Here is a 12,402-nt window from a genome sequence, read left to right as displayed (position 1 = left end):
GGCACAGCGCTGAGTGTTAGCCCGTCGTTCACGGCACTCGCCGTCATGCGCCCGCGGAGTGGTTTCGCGGGCGCATCGCTATTGAGACAACCCAAAGCGAGTGCGGCCAGCGGCGACGCGGTTACCGACGTTTCCCTATAATCGAAGGTCCTTCTCTCGCAGCGGGTTTGTGCGCTTCACCACAGGAGCACCACGATGGACTATGTGAAACTCGGCCGCACCGGCCTCGATGTATCGCGTCTTTGTCTCGGCTGCATGAGTTATGGCGTGCCGTCGCGCGGCACGCACGCCTGGTCGCTCGATGACGCAGCCGCGCGCCCTTTCATCAAGCAGGCACTCGATCACGGCATCAACTTCTTCGATACGGCCAACGTCTATTCGGACGGCACCAGCGAGGAGATCGTCGGTCGCGCGTTGAGGGACTTTGCGAAGCGAGACGAGATCGTGCTCGCCACCAAGGTCAATAGCCGCATGCATCCGGGCCCGAACGGCGCGGGTCTGTCGCGCAAGGCGATCATGGCCGAGATCGATCACAGCCTGCGCCGTCTCGGTACCGACTACGTGGACCTGTATCAGATTCATCGCTGGGACTACGGCACGCCGATCGAGGAAACAATGGAAGCGCTGCATGATGTCGTCAAAGCCGGCAAAGCGCGCTATATCGGGGCGTCGTCGATGTACGCATGGCAGTTTGCGAAAGCGCTGCAGGTGGCCGAGCGCCATGGCTGGACGCGCTTCGTGACGATGCAGAACTACGTGAATCTGCTGTACCGCGAGGAAGAGCGCGAAATGCTGCCGCTGTGCGAAAGCGAAGGTATCGGCGTGATTCCGTGGAGTCCGCTTGCGCGTGGACGTCTGACGCGCGACTGGGACACCGAAAGCGCACGCTCGGAAACCGATGAATTCGGCCGCACGCTGTACGCGCAAACGCAGGAAGCGGACCGGCGTGTCGTCGAGCGCGTCAGCGAGATCGCGAAGGAACGTGGCGTGCCGCGCGCGCAGGTTGCGCTAGCGTGGGTGCTGCAGAAGAAGCCGATTACCGCGCCGATCGTCGGTGCGACCAAGCTGCATCACCTCGATGACGCGGTCGCGGCGCTCTCGTTGAAACTCAGTGACGAGGAGATTCGCCGGCTCGAAGAACTGTATGTGCCGCATGCGGTGACCGGGTTCAAATAAGCTTCTGGTGTCAGCACAGCGCTCGCGGGCCTGCCTGCAGCAGGCCTTTTTACTTGCGCGGCACTTCCGGCTCGAAGAATACCCAGCGCACCTGCGGAAACGTGGCCTGCAGATCGGCCTCCACGATGTTGATCGCATCGACCATCGCGCGGCCGCTCGGGTAGTCGATCATTTCCGCCTGCACTGCCACGACCACGTGACGCCCCCACTGCAACGTGATCATGTTGATGATGTCGCGAATCTCGGGACGCGCACGCAGATGCGCGTCGATCGCGCTGCGCACTTCGGGGCTTGCCGATTCACCGACGATCATCGACTTCACTTCACGCGCGACGAGCCACGAGATGGTCATCAGCAGAAGACCAACCCCTACCGAGCCGAGTGCGTCATACACGGGATTGCCGGTCACCATCGTCGATAGCACGGCGACGAATGCGATCGCGAGACCGAATAGCGCGGCGATATCCTCGCCCGCCACGACCAGCAGATCCGATTCGCGCGTCTCGCGAAACCAGCGCCACAAATTTTTATCCGGATGCGTCTTGCGAATCTCCTTGACCGCGCCCCACAGCGACAGCGATTCGAGCACCACCGACACACCGAGCACCGCCAACGCGACGAACGCGTACTGCAACGGCTCGCGTGCGATCAGTCGATGCACGCCTTCATACACCGAAAACGCGCCGCCGACGAAAAACAGCAGCAACGCAACCAGCAGCGAATAGAAGTTGATTTCGCGGCCGCTGCCCATCGGATGCAAAGGGCTTACCGGCTTGCGCGCTTCGCGCAGTCCGAATAGCAGCAGCAGTTGATTGCCACAGTCGGCAGTGGAGTGAATCGCTTCGGCGAACATCGAGCCGGAACCGGTGAACGCCGCCGCGGCGAACTTGCAGACGGCGATGCCGACGTTGGCGGCGAGTGCGTAGAAAATGGCTTTCGGCGATTCTTCTTTCATCTGCTGGCGGGCGTCCGTGAGTGTGCTGGGTACTGCACGATCGAAACGATCGGCAAGTACCCGATATTATGGACGACAACGACACATCGGCTCGCACGCATCGGACCTGATGCGCCGTCGCACCGCCGGTTCCCAAGTCGTCCTTTACGCCATTCGTTCTACTCACGCCCTCTCGAGCGCCCCCATCTCCCGCACGACCACCAGCAGCACCGACAGACTCGCGCCGCCCGTCGCGCGCAGATCGGTCAGCAGACGCGTATAACGTTCGAGCGGCGCCGCGCGTTTGTCGCGCCACGTTTGCATGAGCGACTCGGGCGTCGACGCATCGGTCGCGCCGGCCAATGCGCTGGTGGTCAGCGCGCGCTTGAGCCGTGCGAGTTCGGCGAGCGCCGATGCGCGCGCGAGCATGTCCCAATGCGTCGGCGCCGGCAACGAGGCGGCGCGCTGGCTGATCCAGCTGTAGTTCAGCAGAGTGCCGAGCGCGAGGTAAACGCCCGCGACCTGTTCGAGATTGCGCCCGCACGTCGACGCGACTTCGGCGATATCGAGCAAAGCGGCCGACACCTCGCCGCTCGCGATACGCACCGCGAGATCGCTATCGACACCGGCATCGACGAATACGCGTTGCCGCTCCGACAACGCTTCGAGATCCGCGGCGGGTAACAGCGCCGGCCATTGCGGCGCGAGACGCTGCGCGGCATCGCGACAGCGCGCGAGCAGGCCGCTCACGTCGTCGCCAGCCGCGCCCGAATGCAGATGCCGCAGGAACCACAGCGCCGAGCGTTCGACGAGCCGCGCGACCTCGGCGAACATACGTGCCTGCACGTCGTCGGCGACGCGGTTATCGAGCGCGTCGATGCTACGCCAGATCTGATCGAGATCGAACACGTCGCGCGCCATGATGCACGCACGCACGATGTCGCCGGGCTGCGCATCGGTCTCTTCCATCAGCCGATGCACGAACTCGCAGCCAACCCGGTTCACGAGCGCATTGGTCAGATGCGTTGCAAGGATTTCGCGGCGCAGCGGATGGCGTTGCATCGGTTCGCGGAAACGCTGCCGCAGCGGTTTCGGAAAGTACTCGATCAACATGTCGCTCACGAGCGGGTCTTCCGGCATCGACGATTCGAGCAGCGCGTCATACATCCACATCTTGCTGTACGCGAGCAGCACCGCGCGTTCGGGCGTCGTCAGGCCCTGCTTCGCCGCGACGCGTTCGGCGATGTCTTCGTCGGTGGGCAGAAATTCGATCACGCGATTGAGCCGCCCCGCCTTCTCCAGATAGCGCATCAAACGCGCCTCGGCATCGAGCAGTTCTACGCCAAAACGGCCCGCAATCGACAAAGCCTGCGTCTGATAGTAGTTGTCCGTCAGCACGAGCAGACCGACTTCATCGGTCATTTCGGCAAGCAACGCATTGCGCTGCTTCTGCGTCATCTCGCCATCGGCGACGACGAGGCCCAGCAGAATCTTGATGTTGACTTCGTGATCGGAACAATCGACGCCCGCCGAGTTATCGATCGCATCGGTATTGATGCGGCCGCCGCGCTGCGCGAACTCGATGCGCCCGAGTTGCGTCAAGCCGAGATTGCCGCCTTCGGCCACGACCTTGCAGCGCAGATCGGCGCCGTTCACGCGAATCGCGTCGTTCGCCCGATCGCCCGCCTGCTGATTCGTTTCGCGGCTCGCCTTCACGTAGGTGCCGATGCCGCCGTTATAAAGCAGATCGACGGGCGCCTGCAGAATCGCGCGCATCAGCTCGGCCGGCGAGAGCGCCGTCGCGCTGATGCCAAGCACCGACTGCACTGCCGCCGACAGCGGAATCGTCTTCGCGCTGCGCGGGAATACGCCACCGCCCGCCGAGATCAGCGACGGATCGTAATCGGCCCAACTCGAACGGTCGAGCATGAAGAGCCGCGCACGTTCCGCCATGCTCGCGGCGGGATCGGGATTCGGATCGAGAAAGATATGCCGGTGATCGAAGGCGGCGAGGAGCTTGATATGCGGCGACAACAGCATGCCGTTGCCGAACACGTCGCCCGACATGTCGCCGATGCCGACCACCGTAAAGTCCATGGTCTGCGTGTCGACGCCCATCTCGCGGAAGTGTCGCTTGACCGACTCCCACGCGCCGCGCGCGGTGATGCCCATCTTTTTGTGGTCGTAGCCGACCGAGCCGCCCGACGCGAACGCGTCGTCGAGCCAGAAGCCGTATTCCTGCGAGATCGCGTTCGCGTAGTCGGAAAACGTGGCCGTGCCCTTGTCGGCGGCGACGACCAGGTACGGGTCGTCGGGATCGTGGCGCACCACGTCGGGCGGTGGCACGACGTCCGTGGACGCGAGATTGTCAGTCACGTCGAGCAATCCGCGCAGGAAGGTCTGATAGCATGCGATGCCTTCCCGCATCCACGCATCGCGCTCGCTCTGCGGCGGCGGATTCTTGACGACGAAGCCGCCCTTCGAGCCGACCGGCACGATCACGACGTTCTTCACCATCTGCGCCTTCATCAGGCCGAGCACTTCCGTGCGGAAATCCTCGCGCCGATCCGACCAGCGCAAGCCGCCGCGCGCGACACGCCCGCCACGCAAATGCACGCCCTCGACGCGCGGTGAATAGACCCAGATCTCGAACATCGGCTTCGGCTCGGGCAAGCCGGGCACTTGCGCGGGATCGAACTTGAACGACAGGTACGGTTTCGGTTGCCCCTGAGCGGCATAGCGGTAGTAGTTGGTACGCTTGGTCGCCTTGATGACGCCGAGAAACTGCCGCAGGATGCGGTCCTCGTCGAGATTCGGCACCTGGTCGAGCGCGCTGTCGATCGCCTGGAGACAACTGTCGACGCGAGCTTCGCGCACATCGCCGAGAGCCGGATCGAAGCGCGCGATGAACAGCTCGACGAGCATGCGCGCAATAGCCGGGTTGCCCGTCACCGCGCGTTCGATATATGCGTCGCTGAACGTCGAACCGACCTGCCGCAAGTACTTCGCGTACGCACGCAGAATCGTCACCTCACGCGCATTGAGCTGCGCGCGCAACACGAGACGATTGAAGTCGTCGCTTTCTATCGTGCCGGTCCACACCTGCTCGAACGCCTGTTCGAACAGATCCTTCACCCGCTCGATGTCGAACTCGGCATCGTCGGCCAGTTCGAGACCGAAGTCGTGGATCCAGGCGGGCGTCGCGCCCACTGCTTCGATCAGATAAGGCCGCTCTTCATCGACCCGCACGCCCAGATGTTCGAGCATCGGCAGGCTGCGCGACAGCGCGATCGGCGAGTCCGCGCGATACACCTTGAAGCGGAACGCGCGCGGTCCTGATTCGATCGGCCTGTACAGGTTCATCGCGAGCCGCTCGCTGCCCTGCACGCGCTCGATCAGTTCGATGTCGCGCACCGCCGTGCGCGCCGGATAGTCGTCGCGATAGCCAGCCGGAAACGAGGCGCCGTAATGCTGCAGCAAACGGTTGCCGTGCTCTTCGCCGTACGCGTCGAGCAAGGCGTCGGCCAGATCATCCTGCCAGCGGCGCGCGACCTGCACGAGGCGCGCTTCGAGCTCGCGGGTATCGACATCGGGCATACCGCCCGGTTTGGCATGGACAACGAAATGAATTCGCGCGAGCGTCGACTCCGACAGCAGCGGTGTGAATTCGACGGTCTCGCCATTGAATGCTTCAGCGAGCAGGTTTGCGGTACGTTGCCGCAGATCGGTGTTGTACTTGTCGCGCGACACGAACACGAGGCACGACACGAAGCGATCGAAGCGATCGCGCCGAACGAACAGCCGCGTGCGCTGATGCTCCTGCAAACGCAGCACGCCGAGCGTGGTGTCGTACAGCTGGTCCTCGTCGGCCTGGAACAGTTCGTCGCGCGGATAGGTTTCAAGCACCGTCACCAGCGACTTCGCCAGATGACCTTTCGGCAGGAATGCGGCCCGTCTCACGATATTCGCGCATTTGCGCCGCACGATCGGAATCTCCGCGGCCGACACGAAATAAGCGGTCGACGTATACAGACCGATGAACCGTCTTTCGCCCGTCACCTTGCCATCCGCGCCGCTCAGCTTGACGCCGACATAGTCGAGATAGCCGGGTCGGTGCACCGTCGCGCGCGAATTGGCCTTGGTCAGAAAGATCGGCGACGATCCGGTGACGATCTCCGCGGCCGCCGGCGGCAACGGCGTGACTTCCACCGCGCCGAGCGGCCGCAGCGCATCGCGCAAAATGCCGAGGCCGGAGCCCGCGACCGCCCGCAAACCGTAGCTGCCGTCCTGCTCCACCAGTTCGTAATCACGCTGGCCGAGGAACGTGAAATGATCGGCGACCATCCATTCGACGAACGCGCGCGCTTCAACGGCCTCTGGACCGGTCTCGCGCATCTTCATATCCTGAATCGTCTGCTTCGCGCGTTCGACGATCTTCGGCCAGTCCTCCACCGCCGCGCGCACGTCGCCGAGCACGCGCGCGATGTCGTCGCGCAGCGCGTCGAGTTTTGCGGCATCGCCACAACGATCGACTTCGAAATGGATGCACGAAGTCAGATGTGAGCGCGTATCGCCTGCCTCTTCGGCGCCCTGGCTCACGCGTGCGATGCTGCCGTCCGGTGCGCGCCAGATGCGAAACACCGGATGCACGACCGAATGCAGCGCGAGCCCATGCCGGTTGACCGTCATCGAGACCGAGTCGACGAGGAACGGCATGTCGTCGTTGACGATCTCGACCACCGTGTGATCGGAATGCCAGCCATGCTGTTCGAGGATCGGGTTATAGACGCGCAGACGCTGTTGGCCCGGCACGAAGCGTTGCGCGGTCTGCCAGTGAGCGAAAGCCGCGCCATAGAGATCGGCGATCGAGCGGCTTTGCAGATCGCCCGAGTCGACGAAATCGTAGTAGTGCCGCAGGAAGGGTTCGACGATACTGAAGGTCGGCTCGGGCAATCGCCCCCGCGCAAATTCGACGACATCGTTCAGCAGGTGCGTGACGGCTTCTTCATTCTTTGCTTGCATGATCGACTCCCCTGGCTGGCGGCAATGGTGAGTGTCGCGTGATTCGCAGGCAACGTCTGAACAGAAATTATGCTCCTGCCGTGGACGATACGGCCGATTCGCGCGGTCAGGTAATACCCGCTGACGGGTCGTAAAAGCTGCGCGAAAGCGCCGCTGAAAGGCGTTGCCTCGCTGCGGCGCGGCAATGCCGTGCGCGGCTCAACGCGCGGGCTTGGCCGCCGCCGATGCCGGCGCGGCCGCATCCCTCGTTTCGGCTGGCCGCGTGAGCCACGCGCGAATCTGCGCGGCGGTCCACGCGGGATCGTCGTGCGGCAGATCGTGGCCGGCCCACGGATGCTCGCGAAGGGGCGCACCCCACGCCGCCGCGAGCTTCGCCGAGCAGATGGGGTTCACGAGCCCATCGGCCCGCGAACACAGAATCAGAAGCGCACAGCCCGGCGCGGCAGGCGCGGCGCTAAAACGCGCCGCGGCCCACAATTGCCGCAACGCATTCGCGCGGCTCACCGGCGCGCTGCGGCGGATCGCGGTCCACGCGTCGAGATCCGCGCCCAAGGTGTCGACGTTATTGCACGTCAGCCGATGGATGCCGCTCTCGGCGTCGGGCGCATCGCTCCAATGCGCAGCGACACCGAGCAGGCCCGGCCACGCCGACGGCCGCAGCCGTTCGTGCGCGCGGCTGAACGGCCGCATACTCGTATTGATCAGCACCAGCCGTTCGATTTCGCCGGGATGGCGCTGCGCCCAATCGGTCGCGACCATACCGCCAAGCGACATCGCGACCACGTTGTAGGGGCCCGGCACGCCGGTTTGCAGCGCCGCCTGCCGCACGAATGCGACCATGCCCGCGACGCTCGCGGGTGCGCGCCGCTGCGCGAACTCGCCGTTGCCGGGCAGATCGAGCAGCAGCAAACGCACGCCCGTCGCGCTCGCCGGGACCGCCGCGCTCGTTGCCGTTGCGGCTGCATCGCGGCAGCACTCGCCCGAGGTCTGACCCAAGGTTTCGCGCAACGCAGCCGGCAACTGCCCCCAATGCCGCGTTTCGCGCGTGAGTCCGCGCAGCAGGATCCACGTGCTCATGCGCTATCCGTTCTGTACCAGTGGTCGAGCGCGCTTCGCAGCAATTGGTCGCGGCGGTTGCCTTGCGGCAGCCAGCGCTGCGACGAAAATGCCGCGCGCGCGAGGAAGTCGAACAGGTTCGCGTGGCGCCGCAGCACGCGTGCGGTGCGATGCTCCATGACCGGATTGAACATGCCCTGCCGCGAAAACAGCTGGCGCGGATTCTTCTTGATCCATAGCCACGAGCCGAGTTCGAGCGTCATCGGCAGGAAGATGTTCGGCACCGGCGTGCGGTCGTACGCGTAGTCCCACAGATCGCCGTGCACCAGATACTGATGGCTTTGCGGCTCGAACGTGTAGCCGTGGTGCGGATGCGCGTGTTCGAACATGGTCTTCAACACGTACATTTCGGGCAGATGCGGCATCTGCTTGCGGGTTCGCGCGTACGGAAACCAGATGCTGTCGCTCCAGCCGTAGCCGGAATGGCAATCGAGCGCGATACTCAGCGGCCGCGTGGCGAGTTGCGTTCCGACCACTTGCAGCAACGCGGCCGCCTCGGGCTCCATTGGCTCACCCGCGCGGCCGCGATACCAGGGCAGCCACGCGCCGACGCGCTGGCCACCCGCAAGCAGCGGCACGCGCGCGTCGGCGTTTTGCGGCGCGTTGCGCATCAGGTCGACGCCGTGCGGATTCGCGCGCGTGGATGCCCACATGCCGCCGGGATTCGCGATCGGCAAAAAAATCAGCCGGATGGACTGCAATTGCCGCACCAGCAGTTCGTCCCATTCGAGCCGCGCGAGCAGCGCGCGCATATAGTCGAGCACGAGTTGCGAGCCGATTCGCTCGAGCCCGTGAATGCCACCGAAAAAACCAATGGCCGGCGCGAGCGGATCGGATGAACCGATGCTCGCGGTGTAGACGGAAAAGCGCCGGCCGCGCGCCTCGGTCTCGCAGACGGCGCGAATTTCAAAGCTTGCGCTGGCCTGGTCGAGTATCGACTTGAGATCTTCATATTCGGCAAAGCTGTCCGGAAGAAAGCTCAAAGGAATCGGCATGACGGCGTGACCGGGTTGTCGGGATTATTAAGGGCGGCCGCAAAAGACGCACTATAGCCTGTCTGCGTGTCAGCACGCGCGAGCGCGTATGCGTGGACGCGAATCGTGTCATCCGTATGTCACTTTCCGTTCGAATCGCTGACTTTATGCTGACTTTGTTTTGCCATCCTGACGACACATGACACAGCGAAAAAAGTCACGCAAAAAGATGTAGTCGTCTAGACGTTGCGATGCCTTCACTCAACCGTCACAGTCGCTTTCTAGAATGAGCCCCACCTATGCCGGCACCGTCCGGATGCATCGAGGGAGTAGAGATGGAAGCGATCCGTGAAGCCATTCGAATCGAACGTTTGAGCAAGACGTTCGGCAACGGCCGCAAAGCGCTCGACGAAATCGATTTGCGCGTCGTGCCCGGTGAAATGGTCGCGCTGATCGGCGCATCGGGCTCGGGAAAATCGACGTTGCTACGGCATATCGCGGGCTTTACCGCGTCGGACGCGCAGCCTTCACAGATCGAGATTCTCGGCCGGCCGATCCAGCAGAACGGCCGCATCGTGCGCGAAGTTCGCAGCATTCGCCGCGACATCGGTTTCGTGTTCCAGCAGTTCAATCTGGTGAACCGGCTGTCGGTCGAAACCAACGTGCTGATCGGCGCGCTCGCGCGCCTGCCGTGGTGGCGGCGGCTGTGCGGCCGCTTCCCGCGCGCGGAACGCGCACTGTCGCTCGCCGCGCTGCACGAGGTCGGGATCGGCGAACATGCGCGCGAGCGCGCCGCCAACCTGTCGGGCGGTCAGCAGCAACGCGCCGCGCTCGCACGGGCGCTCGTGCAGCGTGCGCAAATCGTGCTCGCCGACGAGCCGATCGCTTCGCTCGACCCCGAATCGTCGCGCCGCGTGATGGACATGCTGCGCGCGCTGAACGTCGAGCATCGGATCACCGTACTCGTGTCGCTGCATCAGGTCGACATCGCGATGCAGTACTGCCCGCGAACGATCGCGTTGCGCCGCGGCAAAGTGGTCTACGACGGCCCTTCCGGCGCGCTGACGCCGACGCTGCTCAAGAAGCTCTACGGCGACGACGCGCGCGAGCTGCTCGACGACGCGACGCATGACGCAGACGAAACACACGAGGCACATGACGCGCCCGATGCTGCCGCCGCGCCCGCGCGGGCGGACACCGGCGCCGCCTGCGCGCGCCATGCGTTCGCGTTGAGCATCGCGCCGTCGAACTGAACACGCCCGCGCTGTCGCGCGCTTTTGATTCTTTCCGTCCACCCAACCGGATCTCAACCGATGAAATTCCTGCGCTCCCTGATCGCGTTCGCAGCCGGCGCTGCCGCCTTCGCCTGTGTCGCCGCGGCCCATGCCGAAGACATCAACCTCGGCATCATCTCGACCGATTCGTCGGCGGTGCTCAAGCAGCGCTGGGAACCGCTGATCGAAGACATGAAGAAGCAGACCGGCCTGAACGTGAAGGCATTCTTCGCGACCGACTACGCCGGCATCATCGAAGGCATGCGCTTCAACAAGGTGCAGGTCGGCTATTTCGGCAACGCGTCGGCTATCGAAGCTGTCGATCGTTCGGATGGCGAAGTATTCGCCAAAGCGCAGCACGCCAACGGCGACAGCGGCTACTACTCGCTGCTTATTACGAACGTGAACAGCCGCTTCAAGACGCTCGACGACGTGTTCAGGAACACGAAGGACGTGACGCTCGGCTTCGGCGATCCGAACTCGACGTCGGGCACGCTGGTGCCGGGCTACTACCTGTTTGCGAAGCACAACACGCCGGTCAATACGTCGTTCAGGAGTGTGCTGCCGTCGAGCCATGAGGCGAATCTGCTGGCGGTCGTCAACAACAAGATCGACATCGCGACCAACAACAGCATGATGATGGAAACGCTCAAGCGCGAGTATCCGGACAAGTTCGCGCAGGTGCGCGTGTTGTGGACCTCGCCGCTGATTCCGTCGGACCCGCTCGTGTGGCGCAAGGACCTGCCGCAAGCGACGAAGGACAAGCTGCGCAAGTTCTTCCTGAACTACGCGAAGACCGATCCGCACGAAAAAGCGGTGATGGCCGGCATTACCGAATACAGCGGCTTCGAGGCATCGTCGGACCAGCAACTGCTGCCGATTCGCGAGATCGTGCTGTTCCAGCAGAAGCAGACGATCGAGAGCGATACGCATCTGTCCGATAGCGATCGCAAGACGCAACTGGCCGCGCTCGACGCGAAGCTCAATGCGCTCAGCAGCGCACAGTCGAAGCAATGAACACGGCCGATCTGATCACGCCACCGGCGCGCGCGAGCGAAGCGGCCGCCGCGCGGGCGGCGCAGGCTGAGCAAGCGAAACAGCAAGCCGGCAAGCGCAGCTGGTGGTCGCTGCTCGGCTGGATCGCGGTGCTCACCGTTCTCGGCGGCGCGTGGCACGGCGCCGACATGCGTCCGCTCGATCTGCTCAGCGACTCCGCGAACATGGGTCAGTTCGCGAAAGACTTCTTCCCACCCGACTTCACCGAATGGCGCAGCTATGTGCACGAGATGTACGTCACGCTATCGGTCGCGATCTGGGGCACCGCGCTGTCGCTCGTCTGCGCGGTGCCGTGCGGCCTGATGTCCGCGCACAATCTTGCGCCGCAGTGGATCGTGCAACCGATGCGCCGTCTGATGGACGCTTGCCGCGCGATCAATGAAATGGTCTTCGCGATGCTGTTCATCGTCGCGGTCGGACTCGGGCCGTTCGCTGGCGTGCTCGCCCTGTGGGTGCATACGACGGGCGTGCTCGCGAAGCTGTTCGCCGAAGCGGTCGAGGCGATCGATCCGCGCCCGGCCGAAGGCGTGCGCGCGACCGGCGCGGCGCGCCTCGACGAAATCGTCTATGCGGTGCTGCCGCAAGTGCTGCCGCTGTGGATCTCCTATGCGCTCTATCGCTTCGAGTCAAACGTGCGCTCGGCGATGGTGGTCGGCATGGTCGGCGCGGGCGGCATCGGCGTCCTGCTGTACGAAGCGATCCGTTCGTTCAACTATGCGCAGACTGCCGCGGTGATGATCATGGTGATCGTCGTCGTGACGGTGATCGACCTCGGGTCGGCGTGGTTACGCGAGCGGGTGACCTGAGCACGCCGATCGCAGCAGTCTGGAGTACTGAAAAGGCGAAGGCA

General features: G+C 63.9%; 8 protein-coding genes. 4 read left to right on the top strand and 4 right to left on the bottom strand.

The annotated features are described in order from the left end of the window. Positions 1-195 precede the first annotated feature (195 nt). Positions 196-1,176, top strand: a complete 981-nt coding sequence (locus L0U81_RS19050; protein WP_233805078.1) for an aldo/keto reductase — start codon at positions 196-198, stop codon at positions 1,174-1,176. A gap of 49 nt (positions 1,177-1,225) precedes the next feature. Here L0U81_RS19050 and L0U81_RS19045 read toward each other — a convergent pair whose 3' ends face one another. The 4 genes from L0U81_RS19045 to L0U81_RS19030 form a co-directional block, all read right to left on the bottom strand. Then, positions 1,226-2,131, bottom strand: coding sequence for a cation diffusion facilitator family transporter (locus tag L0U81_RS19045; RefSeq protein ID WP_233805077.1), 906 nt, complete (start codon positions 2,129-2,131; stop codon positions 1,226-1,228). A gap of 162 nt (positions 2,132-2,293) precedes the next feature. Beyond that, positions 2,294-7,132, bottom strand: a complete 4,839-nt coding sequence (locus L0U81_RS19040; RefSeq protein WP_233805076.1) for an NAD-glutamate dehydrogenase — start codon at positions 7,130-7,132, stop codon at positions 2,294-2,296. 198 nt (positions 7,133-7,330) lie between these two features. Next, the gene (locus L0U81_RS19035; protein ID WP_233805075.1) at positions 7,331-8,209 is read right to left on the bottom strand and encodes an alpha/beta fold hydrolase; all 879 of its coding nucleotides are present in this window, start codon (positions 8,207-8,209) and stop codon (positions 7,331-7,333) included. Continuing rightward, on the bottom strand, positions 8,206-9,243 hold the full coding sequence (locus L0U81_RS19030; RefSeq protein ID WP_233805074.1) for a M14 family zinc carboxypeptidase: 1,038 nt from the start codon (positions 9,241-9,243) through the stop codon (positions 8,206-8,208). The genes L0U81_RS19035 and L0U81_RS19030 overlap by 4 nt, the downstream gene beginning before the upstream one ends. Before the next feature lie 314 nt (positions 9,244-9,557). On the opposite strand from L0U81_RS19030, the gene phnC reads away from it, so the two are divergent. From phnC to phnE, 3 genes are read left to right on the top strand one after another with little or no spacing between them, the layout of a single operon-like run. Continuing rightward, positions 9,558-10,475, top strand: a complete 918-nt coding sequence (gene phnC / locus L0U81_RS19025) for a phosphonate ABC transporter ATP-binding protein (RefSeq protein ID WP_233805073.1) — start codon at positions 9,558-9,560, stop codon at positions 10,473-10,475. 60 nt (positions 10,476-10,535) lie between these two features. Beyond that, positions 10,536-11,513 carry a phosphonate ABC transporter substrate-binding protein gene (gene phnD / locus L0U81_RS19020; protein WP_233805072.1) on the top strand — a complete coding sequence of 326 codons (978 nt, stop codon included), beginning with the start codon at positions 10,536-10,538 and terminating at the stop codon, positions 11,511-11,513. After that, positions 11,510-12,358, top strand: coding sequence for a phosphonate ABC transporter, permease protein PhnE (gene phnE, locus L0U81_RS19015; protein ID WP_233805071.1), 849 nt, complete (start codon positions 11,510-11,512; stop codon positions 12,356-12,358). Before phnD ends, phnE begins: the two co-directional genes overlap by 4 nt. Positions 12,359-12,402 lie beyond the last annotated feature (44 nt).

It is taken from the genome of Paraburkholderia sp. HP33-1, assembly GCF_021390595.1.
GTDB lineage: Bacteria > Pseudomonadota > Gammaproteobacteria > Burkholderiales > Burkholderiaceae > Paraburkholderia.
The sequence above is the reverse complement of the archived record's forward strand: the minus strand, read 5'-3'. Positions and strand labels throughout refer to the sequence as shown.